Origin of the sequence: Fulvivirga ulvae, from assembly GCF_021389975.1 — a bacterium.
GTDB classification, from domain to species: Bacteria; Bacteroidota; Bacteroidia; order Cytophagales; family Cyclobacteriaceae; genus Fulvivirga; species Fulvivirga ulvae.
In genome coordinates, this window is sequence record NZ_CP089981.1 from 5,101,770 (window position 1) to 5,118,770 (window position 17,001).

The following is a 17,001-nucleotide window of genomic DNA, read 5'->3' on the forward strand; positions in this document are numbered from 1 at the left end:
TTTGCATTTTCGATGGATGTTAATTTTGCTATGGATTGGAGGAATAGGTACATATGATTCAGTGTTTATTGTTATTCTTGCGGGTATGACAGGTCAATTTAATAAACATATTTATCCAACTGAATCAATAATTGCTGTTGGAGGAGGCTGATGGATATTTGCGGCTATTTAAAGCTTTCATTCCTATTACTTCTGTCTGCGGTTGTAAGTTGCTATGAGAAAAAAGCATCATTTGCATTGGATAATAATGCAAGTCCTAAAAGATGAGTATAAAGAATCCTCTGGTTATGAAATTTTAATTAGAGGGAAAATAGTTCAAAAAGATATAATGAATCTCTTGAGATTCTACAATGTGTTTTTGCTGATATACTTTCCTTCAATGAAAGGAAAATCTGAGATAAAGGATATAGAAGGCAAATTATGGTTATCTTTAATTTTATTCTACTTAACCCTGACTCTTATCGTGGTTTGGTTAATAACAAAATTTGTAAATTAATTTAAGGACTTATCTGGATGTCTTCAGCCTGAATAACAAAATGAAGCTTTCCCAAGCTTAATATTAATAACTCGGGAAAGCTTCAAGATCAGAATTTTTAATACTCAGCCAGGGCTAAGGTTTGGTTTTCAAAACCTACATAACTAAACACCAACTCATCGGTTTTCCTGAAAACAGTTAGTTTGAAAGTACCATCACGATCGCACACGGTGCCGTTATTTGTGCCTTTTATAATTACATTGGTTCCGGGCATAGGTTTGCCGTCAGGGCCTGTTACCTTTCCTGATACTGCGAGGCCATTTCTCTCAACTTTTACGTTAAATTTCTCCTGAACGATTATGATCTCTTCCTGATTGATTTTTGATAAAGCAGTTTCGTCATCTAACTTAAAGGAAACAGGCAGGATTAGTCTTTGTTTTACAGCTTTTCCCCGCTGTTTCGCGGGCTTAAACGGCCCTATGGTTTTCATGGCCTCCAGGGCGGCATTATCACAACCGGCACCTATACCTTTTTTGACTGTGATATTGGTAAGGCTTCCATCTGTATCCACGATAAATTCAATATAAACCTTACCTTCTACTCCCAGTTTTCGTGCTTGTTCGGGGTATGTTAGAGCTTCAGCGAGTTGGGCATACATTACCTCATATCCACCTTCCGGCACTGCAGTTTCTTCTACAATCGTAAATACCCCGTCGGCATCGGGCAGGTTTTGCACGGGGCCAGTTTTACTCACAATAATGCCTATCATACCCGTTTCTTTCCATTCCCTGGTATAAGCGATGGCCTTAGGATCCAGTTCACCCAGATTTTCGAGCCTTTGTTTATTCTCTGCATCTGTTTCTATGTACACAAATTCCGCATCGGGATATTGTTTCTGCAGACGTTTTAGTTCAGGCTCCAGTGAAGCCGGGATTTCTTTCTGAACGGCAGTTTCCATAACCTCATTGACATCGTTGCAGCTAAAAACCGTCACAACCAGTGTAGTTACCACTATCATACTGGCCAATTTCCAGTTTTTAAATTTTGTTTTAGGAGATTTTATCATTTTGATTCTCTTTAAAGTCATTGATTTGTTAAAGTGGTGACCCACAGAGAGGCTCATTTGCCGGAGCGCCATTTTTGCAAGTAAGCTGCTGTAGCTTTCGCTGTCAGCATACTTGATAATACTCTGGTCTGCCAGGTATTCATGTACGTCTCTGAGGCTTTTGTGCATCCACCAGGCCACCGGATTTACCCAAAACAGGATCTTTACCAATTCCATTACCATGATATCCAGCGTATGACGCTGGCTCACATGTACAGCTTCATGCTCCATGATTTTTTCTTTCTCCAGATCTGATAAAGGAGCCGTGTTGTCGAAAAAGATCATGTTAAAAAAAGCGAATGTAGGCAACTGGCCATCCGTAGGAATAACCAAATGCTCACTGTGACGAATAGTCTCATCTTTCTTGAGCCGTTTGAAGCTGATAATTTGATATACCTGATATAAAAACAGTGTTAACATTACTATGATTACACCAACGTATACCAGCGAAATGATCATGGGCAATGACCAGAGACCGGCCTCACCATTAGTTTCAGTGGCCGGGCTGTTATCCAGGTTAATGATCAATTCAGGTAATGTGATGGCCTGAAGGTCATTGACCAGGGGTATGGCATTGTCTCCTGTAAAGGGATTGTTAAAGTGCAACAAAGGAATAACCAGTGTAAGTGCAGCTGACCCGAGCAGATAATACCGGGAAAACCTGAAATGCGTATCATTTCGAAGTACCAGGTAATAAAACAACCCGAAGATAAGGAGGCAAATATTGGCCTCAAGCAGGTAATTGATATAGCTACTCATTGTCCTTATCTTTTTGTTCTGATCTGGCGTGCCTCATAAGCTCTTCCACCTCTTTGATGTCCAGGTCATTTTCTTTGGCAAAAAACGACACCAGCCGTTCAAATGAGCCATTGAAATACCCTGACAGGAAATTGTTGAAGTAGAATTTGCTATACTTTTCCTTGGCAATCAGCGGATAATACTCATGTGTTTTGCCATAGGCATTGTGAGCAACAAAACCTTTTTGCTCCAGTATACGCACTATGGTAGAGACAGTATTATACGCAGGTTTCGGCGGGTCCATCTTTTCAATGATGTCCTTTACAAAACCCTTTTCAATCTGCCAGAGGATCTGCATGACTTGTTCTTCTGCTTTGGTTAATTCCTTCATAATACTTTTTGTTTTGGTTTTGGCCGTCCGGAGCGGCTGCTTCAGAATATTCGTAAAGTAATGATTCAAAGATATAACTAATAATTTAGTTTTCAAACTATTTTTTTAGTTATTACCTGGGTCCCATACATCGGTAGGGTAGGGCATAAAGCATTTTATTGTGAAAATATGCACATTTTTAGCAGGTTATAAGAAGCTTTACCAGTTTAGGGGGCTAGTTAAAATAAGAGAAGTATTAATAATGAAGTTCAAATTTTCAGTTGTTTTAGTGGCTTGTTTATTTGGAGGTTTTAGCTGTGTGGGCGCAGGGAGATTCACCGGCTGGGCCTGTGGGTGGTAATACGGCGTTTGAAGATTATCTTCAGGAAAAGATGGAGTATCCATTGAAGGAAATGTGTTTGCAGTGTTTGATGTTGATGAAGAAGGACAACTGAAGGCTATAATGATCACCAAAGGTATTGGTACAGGCTGTGACGAAGAAGCCATGAGATTATTGGAAATGCACCGGCTTGGCAAACTGCCATGCGACTGTAAGCCCGTAAGGCAGAGAAAATCCACATTAATGCGTTTCAGGCTGCCTTGATTGGTTGCTATTGATAATGAGTAAAGCAGTAGGCGATAATATTAGCACCCATCTTTAATGCCTGCTGTCGCTTGGCCTCAGGGTCTTTGTGGATGGACTGGTCCTCCCAGCCATTGCCGAGGTCACTTTCATAGCTGTAGAAGCATACAAGCCTGCCTTTATATATCAGACCAAAGCCCTGGGCTGGCTTACCATCGTGTTCATGTATTTTGGGCAACCCGTTCGGGAAGTCAAATTTTTGATGATAAATGGGGTGGTCGAAAGGGATCTCAACAAACTCCAGTTCAGGAAACACCTTTTTCATCTCCAGTTTGACAAACTGGTCTAGACCATAATTATCGTCAATATGGAGGAAACCGCCCGCTTCCAGGTAAGTTCTTAAATTTTCTGCATCGCTGCTGGAGAAAACCACATTGCCATGGCCGGTCATGTATATGTAAGGATAGAGGAACAGATCGGGGCTGCTCACATCAACTACCTCATCCTCCGGGTCCAGGCTGGTGTTTAGTTCCCTGTTGCAAAACTGGATCAGGTTGGGTAGGGCTGTTTTGTTGGCATACCAGTCGCCGCCACCGTCATATTTTAATTTGGCTATTTTAATCTGTACCTGGGCGTGGGCCGCATATGCTATAAATACCAGGCCTGTTGCTATAAGAAGTATTGCTTTTCTATACGTCATGCTACAATCTGAAATAGTTTTTGTAGAAACTAATTTTAAATCTTTTTCTAACTTTGCAGTTAAATCTCAATAATACCTTGGATTCAACTAGTATACTAATCAATATTCGAAAAATTCTTCGATCCGTCAACCTGGAGTCAAAAAGAATCCAGAAGGAATATGGTATCAGTATTCCACAGTTGTTAACGTTAAACTACCTGAAAACGTGCGATGACTTCAAAGCTACACACGGACAGATCTCCAAATACCTGAACCTGAACTCAAGTACCGTTACAGGGATAATCAGCAGACTGGAAAAGAAAAGCTATGTAGCCAAACTACCTAATCTGAAAGACAAGAGGATCACCTATGTGGCACTGACTACAAGTGGTGCATCCCTTCTTAAAAAGGCACCAGAGCTTATGCACGAGCAGTTACAGACCAAGCTTAATAAACTATCGGAGGATCAGCTTAAGGAAATAGAGCGTGGTTTTAAACTTTTGATCGATGTTATGGGTATTGATAATATCGATGCTTACCCACTGGTGACGCTTGATGATTTGTTGCCTTCTCAGGATGATAAATAATTTGTACAGAAGATAATATGATCTTGTAACTGTTATTGTGTCAGTAAAAATGGCATTTTAAATGTTATATCCATAGTTTTGTGTTTTGAATGTTTCTGTAGAAAATAAATTTCTTGAATGCACGCTATTGACCTGGCGATTTTCGCCATTTACATGTTGGCCATGTTGGGAGTTGGATTTTTCTTTCTGAAGAAAAACAAAGACACTGACGATTATTATGTGGGAGGTAGAAAAATGGGGTCGTGGCATGTGGGCTTGTCCGTGGTGGCCACTGATGTTGGCGGCGGTTTCTCAATCGGGCTCGGCGGACTCGGTTTTACAATGGGAATATCCGGTTCGTGGATGTTGTTTACCGGTCTGATTGGGGCATGGCTTGCTGCGGTATTCCTTATTCCAAAAGTCAGTCGGTTATCAAAGCTTCATAATTTCCTCACTTTCCCCCAAATATTCGGTCATTTTTACAATGGCTATGTAGCCTTGTTGGCCGGTATCATTTCAGCCATAGGTTATATCGGTTTCACCAGCTCTCAGATTCTGGCCGGAGCAAAGCTTGCATCCGCTTCATTTGTAGAACTCGACCTGAATACAGCTCTTATCATCATGGGGGTAATTGCCATAGTTTATACCGTAATGGGCGGCATGAAGGCCGTTATTTACACTGATACCATCCAGTGGATTATATTAATGTCAGGTCTGATATTCATAGGTATCCCGTTAGGTTATATGGCTATTGGTGGCTATGATGCTATTTCAGCCATACTGCCTGCCGAATACCTTTCCTTTGGTAATATCAAATGGCAAACCTTCGTTAACTGGGGCATTACCATCATACCTATCTGGTTTGTGGGTATGACACTCTACCAGCGGATCTACTCTTGCAGAGGAGAAAAGGAAGCCCGGAAAGCATGGTTTATTGCGGGGCTGTTTGAGTGGCCGATTATGGCTATGATGGGCGTTTTGCTGGGGCTTTTTGCCAGAGTGGCTGCAGAGCAAGGTATGTTTGTGAACCTGGGATATGCTAGTGTCGGAGACATAGATTCAGAAATGGGTCTTCCACTTTTACTTCGAAGCATCCTGCCCGTTGGATTAATGGGGCTTATGATGTCAGCTTATTTTTCAGCCATTATGTCTACCGCAGACAGCTGTCTTATGGCCGCTTCTGGCAATATTCTTACAGATGTGCTGGGGAGATGGCTGCACATTGGCAGGAGTGAAAAAAGTATCCTGAGAACTTCGCAGGTGCTTACACTCGTTATAGGTATAGCCGCGCTTATTCTGGCCACATTTATGCAGAATGTTCTGGAGTTAATGCTTTATTCATATGCATTTATGGTTTCGGGACTGTTTGTCCCCGTCATTGCGGCTTTGTTCGTTAAAAACAGCAGTTCCCTGGCAGCATTTCTTGCCATGTTAACAGGAGGGATAGTCACGCTTTCCCTTATTCTTAGTCAGCAAAAGCTGCCTATGGGGCTGGATGCTAATTTCTATGGAATCACTTCTTCACTGATGATGTTTATTGTGGTCAATGAAGTGAGAAGGAAACAAAAATTAAAAAATGCTTAACTTATGAGTACAATTTCAGCAAACACCAATAAAGACACGACAATGGTTCAATATAATATAATGACACCTGCAGAAACGGTAGGATTGATACACCGCAAAGAGGTGGCAGACTTCTTATATGTTCACCTGGATGAGTTCGGAGATGAAAAGACAGATATACTAAAAGCAATTGATTATGCTCTGGACAGTGGCGTTACACCGGGCGGGTTTGTAGTAACGGCACGGCTGGAGGGCAAGATCATAGGGGCTGTAGTTATCAACAGAACCGGCATGGCTGGTTATATTCCTGAAAATATACTGGTTTATATTGCCATGGACTCTGCACATCGAGGCAAAGGCATCGGAAAGGAGCTGATGCAAAAAGCCATTGATAAAGCAGATGGTGATATAGCCTTGCATGTAGAGCCTAACAATCCAGCCAAATTCCTTTATGAGAAACTGGGCTTTACCAATAAGTACCTTGAAATGAGACTTAAAAAATAAGCAGTTTCATACTGTATGCCGATAAAGGATACGACACTGCAAAAACTGCAGCAGCTACGCAAGGAACTGCACCAAGAGCCGGAAGTTTCTGGTGAGGAGAAGAAAACTGCCCTCAAAATAAAGCACTTTATTGAGCAGTTTGGCCCTGATGAAGTTCTTACTGAGATCGGAGGAGATGGAATGGTTTTCTTTTTTGATGGGAGCGAACCAGGCCCGACTGTTATGATCAGGGCAGAGCTCGACGGCCTGCCGATTGAAGAGATCAACGATGTGCCGCATCGCTCTAAAACAGAGGGTAAAGCACACCTATGCGGGCACGATGGCCACATGACAATGGTGGCTGGTCTGGCCCCGCTGCTGGCTGATCAAAGGCCGGAAAAAGGCAGGATTGCATTATTGTTTCAGCCAGCCGAAGAAACGGGGGAAGGAGCAGGAAGAATGATAGGAGATAATGCGTTTGAGGGTCTGAAAGTGGATTATATCTTCGCCCTTCATAACCTGCCCGGGTTTTCCAAAAATGAAATTATAGTTAAGGATGGTGTTTTTGCCGCAGCCTCAAAAGGATTGATTATAGAGCTTCAGGGTAAAACCTCCCATGCGGCAGAACCTCATAATGGCATTAGTCCGGCTATCGCTGTGGCTGAAATCATAAAACTGATTGAAAACGCACCCTCGGCGTTGAGCGATCTAAAAGATTTTACACTGGCTACTGTGGTACATGCCAGGCTGGGAGACCGTGCTTTTGGTGTCACTCCCGGTAAGGCGGTAGTTATGGCCACTATCCGGGCTTATCACGATGAAGATCTTGCCCGGTTGGAAGATGAAATCGAAAAGAATACCAAAGTCATCGCCGAAAAATATAAGTTAAAAGTACAAATCAGTGATACTGAAATATTCAGCTCAACCTTAAGTGACAAAAATTGTTGTGAGTATATAAAAAATGCTGCGCGACAATTGAATCTGTCTGTTACGGAAATAGAGCAACCTTTCAGGTGGAGTGAAGATTTCGGTCTTTTTACACAAAAATTTAAGGGCGCCCTTTTTGGACTTGGCTCAGGAGAGGATATGCCTGATTTACATAACCCAAATTACGACTTTCCTGATGAGATTTTGAGCACTGGCATTTTAATGTTTCACAACATCATAAACCAGCTTTTAAAAACAGAAAATGCATAGTACATCTACAATTGTGCTTAATTCAGAGGCGCTAAAATCCAACATTGAATTTATCAGATCCAGACTGGGCGAAAATGTAAAGCTGTCATCGGTGGTGAAAGGCAACGCCTACGGACACGGGATAGAAGCTGTGGTACCCATGATTGAAAAGTGCGGTGTAGATCACTTTTCTGTATTTAGTGCCGATGAAGCTTACAAAGTATATAAAGTGCTGGACAAAAAATGCACAATACTGGTAATGGGAGCAGTTTATAACCACGACGTAGCTTGGCTGGTAGAGCAGGGAATAGAGTTTTTCATATTTGATCTGGAAAGAGCCCGGGTGGCGCTGGATGCTGCCAGGAAAACAGGTAAGCCTGCGCTGATCCATATCGAAGTTGAAACCGGTATGAACCGGACCGGCTTCAGCCGCGGCGAACTGGAGCTGTTGGTCAACCTGATCAATGAAAACAGCCAACATCTGATACCCCGTGGACTATGTACGCATTATGCCGGAGCAGAAAGTATAGCTAATTATGTGAGAGTCCAGAAACAGATCAAGAAATTTAACAAAACCTATGAATTGTTGAAGAAAAAAGGAGTGACTCCTGCTGTAAGGCATACTGCCTGCTCTGCTGCTGCCATGGCATACCCCAAAACCCATATGGATATGGTAAGGGTAGGCATTCTTCAGTATGGCTACTGGCCAAGTAAGGAGATATTCATTGATTACCTGGGTAAGCTTAAAACAGAACATAAAACTGACCCCTTAAAGAGGGTTATTACCTGGTCCAGCTATGTAATGGGCATAAAAGTAGTTAAGGCGGGAGAATTCATCGGGTACGGTACGAGCTACCTGGCTCAGCAAAATATGGTAATAGCAACTATTCCGGTTGGCTATGCCCATGGTTATAGCAGAGTACTTAGTAATCAGGGGCGTGTGCTGATCAATGGTCGCAGAGTGGGGGTAATCGGAACCGTTAATATGAATATGATGATGGTAGATATTACTGATGTGACTGGTGTTTCAAAGGGAACTGAAGTAACTTTAATAGGCGGGCATGAGGAAACGGCCATATCTGTAGCTTCATTTGGAGAGCTGAGTAATCAGCTAAACTACGAGCTGCTCACCAGGTTGCCTCATGATATTCCCCGTATAACTGAATAAACTAACACAATGGCTTTTTTAGAATTATATAAAGATCGCTTAAAACACAATTATCAATATCTGTCAAGACTTTTTGAAGACCGGGATATAGAGTGGGGGGTGGTCACCAAGCTGCTTTGTGGTAATAAAAGCTATATCAGGGAGGTTATAAACCTTGGAGCCAGAGAGATTCATGATTCCAGAATAAGTAACCTTAAGGTAGTTAAGAGTATTGACAAAAAGGTGCAGACTGTTTATATAAAACCACCTGCCAAACGCAGCATTCCGAACCTGATCAAATATGCTGATGTGAGTTTTAATACTAGCTATTCTACCATAAAGCTCCTGTCAGAAGAGGCAGGACGGCAAAATAAAAAGCACAAGGTTATCATCATGATCGAAATGGGTGACCTGAGGGAAGGTGTGCTTGGAGAAAATGTCATTGATTTTTATGAGCGCATATTTGAGCTTCCCAATATCGAAGTGACCGGTATAGGAACCAACCTCAATTGCCTGCATGGTGTTATGCCCTCTCAGGATAAGCTAATCCAGCTCAGCTTGTATAAACAACTTATAGAAGCCAAATTCAACAGGCAGATACCCTGGGTTTCCGGAGGTACTTCTGTTACCATTCCGCTACTCCTCAAAAAAATGAGACCAATGGGCATCAACCATTTCAGAGTAGGAGAGATCCTCTATTTTGGGCTCAACCTCTTTACCATGAAAACAGTCAAAGGCATGAGGGATGATGTATTTAAACTATATACAGAGATCATTGAGCTGTATGAGAAGCCAAAAGTGCCTATGGGCGAGCTGGCGGAAAACCCTTCCGGTGAGGTAATGGTGATCAACGAGGATGACTACGGTAAAACTTCATACCGTGCCATTATAGATATCGGGTTACTTGATATCTCACCCGAATATCTGATCCCGGATGATCCGAAAATAGAAATTAGCGGCGCCAGTAGTGATATGCTTGTTATCGACCTGGGCAAAACAAGGCGAAACTATAAAGTAGGAGACCTTGTGTCTTTTAAATTGAGGTATATGGGCGCCCTGAGTATTCTGAATTCAGATTATATTGACAAGAAGATCATTTAGCATTCGTTTCGAAAGGCTTTTTAGGGTGTTTCTTCTTTTCACTCAGTTTTATGGTGCTGAATTTAATGACTGATACAAACACCACTCCGCCGATTATGTTACCTGCTGTAGTCCAAAGTTGAAAGTGGAAGTAATCTACCCAACTAACACCTGAAGTAAGTACTCCCGCAAAGACTTCAATAGACCCTACAATGGAGTGGTGCAGGCCTCCCAGGCCGATTAGCGAGGTGACCAACACAACTACGGCTATACGGCTTATGGTTTCCTGAGATGAAGTAACCAGCCATGATAACTGCCCCATCAGCCAGCCTGCAATGATACTGCTGCCCAGGATCACAAGCCAGCTATACTTTGTCATATTATGGGCCAGATATTCAAAAGCTTCTATAGATATTATTTCCATACTTGAGCCTATGGAGGTCAAAATAAAAGCCATAAAATAGCCACCAATAAGATTACCGAGGTATATGATACCCCATAACCTTAATAAACTTTTATACGATGCCGACCCGCGCAGTACAGGGATTACTGCCAGGGTGGTATGTTCAGTAAATAGCTCTGACCTGCCTATAATTACAAAGATGAAACCTACCGGATAGGAAAGTGCAAGAAAAATGTGCATGAGATAATCCGCAATATGACCATGTAGCAATGTAAATAACATGCCACTTAGAAAAAGGGTGAACCCCACCTCCAGACCGGCAGCAAAAGCCGATACGAAGAGGCCCTGCGGAGTGCGGTGATGCTCTGCAAGTCCAGCGTCTATCTGCTCCTGGAAAATGTGATATACCGTTTTGGGCTCATTGCTTACATCTTCTACTTTCTGTGGTTTAGGCTTAAATAAGTTCAGGAGTTTCATATTAGTATGGGGTATTGGTATCGATTATTTAGACATGAGCATGTCAGGTCTGTAAAATATATTAAGCACATTAGCTCCTAATTGTTTCAAAAAAAGCAAATGCGTGGATTTTCCTCCACACAAAGAGAAGAGGTTTTCTCATTGACCTGCATCAAACACGCCTTATTGCTGGTATTTATCCATATTTAATCGGCTGTTTTCAGGTTAAAGAGCAATTCTCCAGCCATCTGTCCGGAAGCATAGTCATTAAGTCTTAGGTAGTACAGTAATTGCAAAGGGTAAAGGCAGAACTATATTAACTATGAAAATTATGAATACTCAAACTACTCAAACCCTTCAAAAGGAAAAACCGAAAAAGGGTACATCAATGCAAAAAAGAGTTTATACCAGGCTGGGGTTTTCTGAGACCGAAACGGCTGAAATTGTAAACACACTAAATCAGCTATTAGCCAACTATCATGTACACTATCAAAAACTTAGAAATTACCACTGGAATGTTAAAGGAGCGGACTTTTTTGATATCCATGAGAAGTTCGAAGAGCAGTATAACGAGGCAAAACTCAATATTGATGATATAGCAGAAAGAATCAGAGTTTTTGGTTTTACGCCGATGAGTACATTGAAAGAATACCTGGCCAATTCTGAAATAAAAGAAACCGGATCGAATCTGGCCGGTACAGAAATGGTGGCAGAAATCTTGAAGGATTACGAAATATTGCTAACTTACATGACAGATGTAGCAAATGCCGCCATCAATATTGGTGATGTCGGCACCGAAGATATGATAAACACGTTTATCAATAAAATAGAAAAGAGTCATTGGATGTTCACTGCTTTTTTAGATCAATAGCTACTTCTGAAGCACCGTACACTTCAATGCCCCAATCAAAATGTTGATGTTATGGGAAAGCTTACCAAATCTATTCTAGTACCAGTTGACTTTACCGAAGCAGCAACCAACGCTGTAAGAAACGCTGTTGAACTGGGGGAAAAACTGAAAACTGATGTTCATCTGGTTAATTTTATTCCACCGGTCAGGCGTAAATTACAGCCTTCATCAAATCCTATAGAAAATATCAGCGAAGAGCTTTTTTCATCAATCAACCTTTTAAAGGAAAATGAAGAAAAACTTGCGGAGCTGGTAAAAGAAATGGGTAGAACTGACGTTGAAGTTCATTCGGAAATTAAAATTGATAAGCTGGCTTCAGGAATAAGAAAGCAGCTAAAAAAGAAAAACATAGGACTGATTGTAATAGGGATCACCGGTGCGCATACCATCGGGGATTCCTTTTGTAATATTAATCAGGCCCGGGAACTGATTAAAGTTGACTGCCCTATTATGGTATGCCATAATCATGAACATACCTTCAAAGGCAAACATAAAATAGTAGTGTCTTTGGATTTCGATTCACTGGAGCAGCATAAAGTTGAAGACCTTGCCTTATTGGCCAGGAAGCTGTCATCAAAGGTTTACTACATACATGTAAATCACCCTGATGACAAAAAACAATGTACACTAAATGATATAGAAAACTACCTTGAAATACACAGCCTGAAAGCTGAGGCTATCGAACTGGTAAGTAGTGCACAAAAGGAAATGGCCATAAAGGCTTATGCCGATCAGCTTAATGCTGACTTAATTGCCATTAACCGGTTTAGTAAAACCTCGGGCTACAAAGAGTGTCATGCCGGGCAGGTTATGGAAGAAACGGAGAATCCCGTTTTTGTTTATTGAGTCCTTCTATGGCGAATGGTAAAACGCTTTAAGTCAATAAGCTTTTTTTGTTTTTTAATCCCTTGATAACCTGAAGATTATATACGGTTTTTTTGATAAATCCGGATTAAGTCACCCACCTGATATTAGCATCAGAGATACATTTATTGCATAGAGATTGAGATATTAAGTTGCTCAACCATAAACCCTCAATCCTATGAAAAAGCTAGTTATATTACCTTTCATTATTTTTTTTGCCTTTAGAGTTTTATCCCAGGTTCCTGTTGGTAGCTTTGGTACAAACCCGGGTAATCTCAGCATGTATCTTTATGAACCTGCAGCGGTGGCACCCAATGCAGCCCTTGTGCTGGTATTACACGGCTGCTCCCAGAATGCCGGCAGTTTTGCAATGGAGAGTGGCTGGAATCAACTGGCCGATCAGCATGGGTTCTATGTGATCTATGCTGAGCAAAAAAGCAGCAATAACTCTTCCCGGTGCTTCAATTGGTTTGAAAATGGTGATATCAGTCGTGGCGCAGGCGAAGCAGCCTCTCTCAAATCTATGGTTGACTATGTAAAAGCAAACTACACCATCGACGGAAACAGTGTATATGTTACCGGCTTTTCTGCCGGTGGAGCTATGACGAGTGTTATGATGGCCGCCTATCCTGATGTGTTCTCTGCCGGAGTAGTGATGAGTGGATTACCTTACAAAGTAGCTTCAGGAAGCAATGAAGCTTTTATGGCCATGTTTGGTAATATTAACAAAAGTCCGCAACAATTGGGAAACCTGGTGAGAAATGCCTTTTCCTCTTTCAACGGAAATTATCCTCGCCTGGCGGTCATTCACGGTGCATCAGATTACACTGTATATTTTATGAATCAGCGGGAACTTATGGAACAATGGACCAATGTACATGGTACTGATCAGGTTGCCGACCTGGAAGATGCCGGTTATGAAAATAATGCTCTTGTAACCCGGAAAGCCTATAAAGACCAGCATGGTAATGATGTTGTGGTCACCTATAGCATTGATGGTATGGGGCATGCCATTGCCGTTGATCCGGGCAGTGGAGAAAAGCAAGGCGGACAAACCGGTACTTATGCCAGTGATGTTGACCTGTTCAGCAGCTATATTGCAGCTCAGTTTTTTGAGATTATCGATGTAGGAGAGGTATTTGAAGCTCCGGATAATGTACAGGCCGTGGCAACCTCTCCTTCTGAGATCAGACTCACGTGGAATGATAATGCGACCACGGAAACTTCTTATGCTGTTGAAAGGTCGTTAAATCCTGATAATCAGTTTATTAATGTGGTCAGTTTAAGTGCCAACACCACTTCGTACAATGATACAGGTCTGGACGCAGAGACCCGCTATTACTACAGGATAACAGCAGTCAATGCCAGCAATGAAACCGCTGTAAGCCAAACGGTTTCGGCAACTACTCTGGCAGAAGGAGAGCAGGGAGAACTGGTTGTAATAGAGCAGCCAAATGGCAGCGGTATTTTGAGTTATAACAACGGACAGCATATGGGGCAATCGTTCATGGCCACGGTGAATGGCAGGCTCGAAACTGTTTCCTTCAACCTGGTCAATGCTGTTTCAGGTTCGGCCCTTCGCATATATAATGGCAATTCGGTAACAGGACAGCCCGTTTATGAACAACCGGGAATAAACATGGCTGACGGATGGCAAACCATTACTTTGCAAAATGGTCCTGAGCTGTTGAGTGGTCAACTCTATACGGTACAGCTTACCGAGGCCTCTATAAAATATAGTTATTCCAATTTGTACGGTGGCGGTAATTTCTGGTATAATGGGATTGCATATACTGTGTTCGATGCAGCTTTTAAGGTAGGGATCAGAGAAAACCACTCCAGCCTGTACAGAATTGGCGATACGGGACCACAGCACCAGGTAGTTTTCCTGTATCCTAATCCTGCAACTGACAGAATTTATATAAGAAGTAGCTCCCCTGATGTTTGGGGCATAAAAATGATTTCCGTTGATGGAAGGATAGGCAGAACCAAAGCCGAATGGCTCAACGGGACTCTTTTGCTGGATGTAAGCTCCCTCAGCAAAGGCTTATATCTGCTTCATATGGTTATAAATGATGAACCATATACCTGTAAAATTATGATCAGGCGGTAAAACGAGGCTCGCCCTTGCTTTTGAAGAAAAGCAAGATCATTACAGGCAGAAGGGTGAGATCAATAATAAGGGCAAAAACAAGTGTCAGACTTACCAGGAGACCTGTATAAAACGTTCCTCCAAAGGATGATAGCAATAAGATCAGAAAACCACCGGAGAGAATAATGCTTGTGACAATAATAGCCTTTCCAGTAGACAGGTACGTCCTTTTTAAGGCATAAAGCAAGGGTTTTCCTTTGCTAAGTTCGATTTTGAGCTTGCTGATGAAGTGAATGGTATCATCTACAGCAATGCCAAAGGCAATCGAAAAAACTATGGAGGTTGAAAGCTTCAGTGTGATGCCTGATATTCCCATAATTCCTGCTATAACAAGTAGCGGAATAACGTTAGGTACCAAAGTGATGATTACCATTCGTAGCGATTTAAAAAGCAGGCCCGCTATAATGGCTACAACAAAAAAAGCTATTCCCAAGCCTTCAAACATATTGCGGGCCAGGTATTCGTTGTTTTTGTCTATAAGATTAGAAGTGCCAGTAATTTTATAGGCCACCCGTGAGGTATCAGTATGCTCCCTTATATACAATTGCAATTCTTTTGTTTTTTCCAGTGAAATGGCACTGCCTATGTCTCCTATGCGGGTACTGATCCGGCCTATGGTATTCTCTTTTGCAGTTATGTTTCCTGAGCTTTCATGTCTTTTCAATATCCTGGGCAGATACTTGTTCATACGCTTCCATTCCTTTTCGGTGGAGGGCAACCGGTAGGCTTCAGCTGCACCACCATTTATAGCCTGGTTAAGGCCTTTTACAACAGTAACAGGTGATAGAATACCACCTGGGCCGAATAATGAGGTGAAATGCTTTTGCAGAGAATCTGTTTCAATCAAAATCTGCGGGTCATAGACAGTAAGACCTGCTTTTTTTATGGTAGCAGTAATTTCAAAGGGCCGTGAACCTCCAAATTGAGTATCAAAAAATGTAAAATCCTGTTTAAGCGGGTCGTCTGATGGCAGGTCTTCTATGAGGAAAGTGTTGATACGGATCTGAAAAATGCCGATCAATGAAATGATTATCAGTAAAAAGTTAATGCCAATAATAGTTTTTCCATTCCTTGCCACTTTAATGAATGACCGACTCAAAAACATGAACCATGAAGACCTGTGTACCATTTTATAGGAAACCTTTGGCCTTGGAATCAGATACAGGCATGCGGGAAGAAGAGTAAAGGCAACTATAAAAGCAAAGAATACCCCTGCTGCAGTATAAATGCCAAACTCCTGGATCGGCTTTATGCTGGCGGTCAGCAGAGTTGCAAAACCCACCGCAGTAGTGAGTGAGGTAAGGAATGTAGCCAGCCCGACTTCTTTTAGGGTAGTAACTAAGGCAGTGCTTTTGCTGTCACCCACGCGCAGTTGTTCAATATATTTGGTCATGATATGCACCACATCAGACATGCCTACAATGAACATGATGGTTGGTAGAAGCACCATAAGAATGTCCAGGGTTTTGCCAGTCATAGCCATAAAGCCCAGTATCCATATTGTAGAGAGCAGCACAACAATGAGTGGTACGAGCACCCCCGAAATCGATCTGAAAGCTACCCATAAGAATATGATGACCAAAACGACAGAGGCAGAAAGGAAAATAGCCAGCTCATACTGCATCTTTTCAATAAATACGCCCTGAGCATAAGCTTTCCCTGCCAGGTGGCTTTTCTGAAAACCAAGATCGTCAATAGCTTTTCTTATATTACTGACCAGAGAGTCGGCGCCTTCTTTACCGGAGAGCTGCTCATGCTTTAAAATGACGGCCGTGGCACTGGCATCGCGCGAGATCAATGATTCCAGCAGCCATTCGTCTCTGTAAATGCGTGTACTGTCACTGGCATACCTTTCCGGGGCATCCACATGTATGACAGGGATTTCAAAGTATCCTGCAGGGCTAATGACAGGCTTTTCCATACTGGTGAGAGAAGCAACACTTTTAACATGGTCCGTTTTGCTAATACTTTGTGTGAGCTGGGTTACTTTATAAAGGAATGCACTGTCAAACACTGATGGCTTGTTAACTAGTCCTATAAGCAGGTAGTTATTGTCAGTTTCAAATAACTCTTCAAATTGCTTATAATATTCCAAGTCCGGATCATCAGTGGGGAAAAAGCTCTCAAAGACATAATTGAATTGTAGGTTACGAATGAAGTAGCCCAAAATCAATGATATAATGACGACAAAGACTATGGAAAGAAAAGAGAGTTTTTTGAGCATCAGTTTTGCAGGCTACACGATGAATAA

At 42.0% G+C, this 17,001-nt stretch carries 15 protein-coding genes; 10 read left to right on the forward strand and 5 right to left on the reverse strand.

Going from position 1 to position 17,001, the window contains the following annotated elements; genetic code table 11:
- Positions 1-593: 593 nt before the first annotated feature.
- Positions 594-2,339 (reverse strand): TonB family protein, encoded by a 1,746-nt coding sequence (locus LVD17_RS21540; RefSeq protein WP_233761174.1) that lies wholly within the window; start codon positions 2,337-2,339, stop codon positions 594-596.
- Positions 2,332-2,709, reverse strand: a complete 378-nt coding sequence (locus LVD17_RS21545) for a BlaI/MecI/CopY family transcriptional regulator (protein WP_233761175.1) — start codon at positions 2,707-2,709, stop codon at positions 2,332-2,334. The genes LVD17_RS21540 and LVD17_RS21545 overlap by 8 nt, the downstream gene beginning before the upstream one ends.
- Before the next feature lie 394 nt (positions 2,710-3,103).
- On the opposite strand from LVD17_RS21545, the gene LVD17_RS21550 reads away from it, so the two are divergent.
- Positions 3,104-3,292 (forward strand): energy transducer TonB, encoded by a 189-nt coding sequence (locus LVD17_RS21550; RefSeq protein WP_233761176.1) that lies wholly within the window; start codon positions 3,104-3,106, stop codon positions 3,290-3,292.
- Positions 3,293-3,299: 7 nt separating this feature from the next.
- Here the strand turns inward: LVD17_RS21550 and LVD17_RS21555 are convergent, their stop codons facing one another.
- On the reverse strand, positions 3,300-3,971 hold the full coding sequence (locus tag LVD17_RS21555) for a DUF4159 domain-containing protein (RefSeq protein WP_233761177.1): 672 nt from the start codon (positions 3,969-3,971) through the stop codon (positions 3,300-3,302).
- A 77-nt stretch (positions 3,972-4,048) separates the two neighbouring features.
- Here LVD17_RS21555 and LVD17_RS21560 point away from each other — a divergent pair, with 77 nt between their 5' ends.
- The 6 genes from LVD17_RS21560 (at position 4,049) to LVD17_RS21585 (ending at position 9,986) form a co-directional block, all read left to right on the forward strand.
- Entirely contained in the window at positions 4,049-4,537 is a 489-nt protein-coding gene (locus LVD17_RS21560) for a MarR family winged helix-turn-helix transcriptional regulator (RefSeq protein WP_233761179.1), read from the forward strand.
- A gap of 117 nt (positions 4,538-4,654) precedes the next feature.
- Positions 4,655-6,100, forward strand: a complete 1,446-nt coding sequence (locus tag LVD17_RS21565) for a sodium:solute symporter family protein (RefSeq protein WP_233761181.1) — start codon at positions 4,655-4,657, stop codon at positions 6,098-6,100.
- A 60-nt stretch (positions 6,101-6,160) separates the two neighbouring features.
- The gene (locus LVD17_RS21570; RefSeq protein ID WP_370688835.1) at positions 6,161-6,583 is read left to right on the forward strand and encodes a GNAT family N-acetyltransferase; all 423 of its coding nucleotides are present in this window, start codon (positions 6,161-6,163) and stop codon (positions 6,581-6,583) included.
- A gap of 15 nt (positions 6,584-6,598) precedes the next feature.
- The gene (locus LVD17_RS21575; RefSeq protein ID WP_233761183.1) at positions 6,599-7,759 is read left to right on the forward strand and encodes an amidohydrolase; all 1,161 of its coding nucleotides are present in this window, start codon (positions 6,599-6,601) and stop codon (positions 7,757-7,759) included.
- Positions 7,752-8,906, forward strand: coding sequence for an alanine racemase (gene alr, locus LVD17_RS21580; protein WP_233761185.1), 1,155 nt, complete (start codon positions 7,752-7,754; stop codon positions 8,904-8,906). The genes LVD17_RS21575 and alr overlap by 8 nt, the downstream gene beginning before the upstream one ends.
- Before the next feature lie 9 nt (positions 8,907-8,915).
- Positions 8,916-9,986 (forward strand): alanine racemase, encoded by a 1,071-nt coding sequence (locus LVD17_RS21585; RefSeq protein ID WP_233761187.1) that lies wholly within the window; start codon positions 8,916-8,918, stop codon positions 9,984-9,986.
- On the opposite strand, the gene LVD17_RS21590 is transcribed toward LVD17_RS21585, so the two are convergent.
- On the reverse strand, positions 9,979-10,845 hold the full coding sequence (locus LVD17_RS21590) for a formate/nitrite transporter family protein (RefSeq protein WP_233761189.1): 867 nt from the start codon (positions 10,843-10,845) through the stop codon (positions 9,979-9,981). The two genes, LVD17_RS21585 and LVD17_RS21590, sit on opposite strands and share 8 nt — an antisense overlap.
- A 310-nt stretch (positions 10,846-11,155) precedes the next feature.
- Here LVD17_RS21590 and LVD17_RS21595 point away from each other — a divergent pair, with 310 nt between their 5' ends.
- The 3 genes from LVD17_RS21595 to LVD17_RS21605 all read left to right on the forward strand — a co-directional run bounded on the left by LVD17_RS21595 (position 11,156) and on the right by LVD17_RS21605 (position 14,711).
- On the forward strand, positions 11,156-11,695 hold the full coding sequence (locus LVD17_RS21595) for a Dps family protein (protein ID WP_233761191.1): 540 nt from the start codon (positions 11,156-11,158) through the stop codon (positions 11,693-11,695).
- A 51-nt stretch (positions 11,696-11,746) separates the two neighbouring features.
- Positions 11,747-12,580, forward strand: a complete 834-nt coding sequence (locus tag LVD17_RS21600) for a universal stress protein (protein WP_233761193.1) — start codon at positions 11,747-11,749, stop codon at positions 12,578-12,580.
- 196 nt (positions 12,581-12,776) lie between these two features.
- Positions 12,777-14,711, forward strand: coding sequence for an extracellular catalytic domain type 1 short-chain-length polyhydroxyalkanoate depolymerase (locus LVD17_RS21605; protein WP_233761195.1), 1,935 nt, complete (start codon positions 12,777-12,779; stop codon positions 14,709-14,711).
- Here LVD17_RS21605 and LVD17_RS21610 read toward each other — a convergent pair.
- Entirely contained in the window at positions 14,701-16,974 is a 2,274-nt protein-coding gene (locus LVD17_RS21610) for an efflux RND transporter permease subunit (protein ID WP_233761197.1), read from the reverse strand. The genes LVD17_RS21605 and LVD17_RS21610 overlap by 11 nt on opposite strands.
- Positions 16,975-17,001 lie beyond the last annotated feature (27 nt).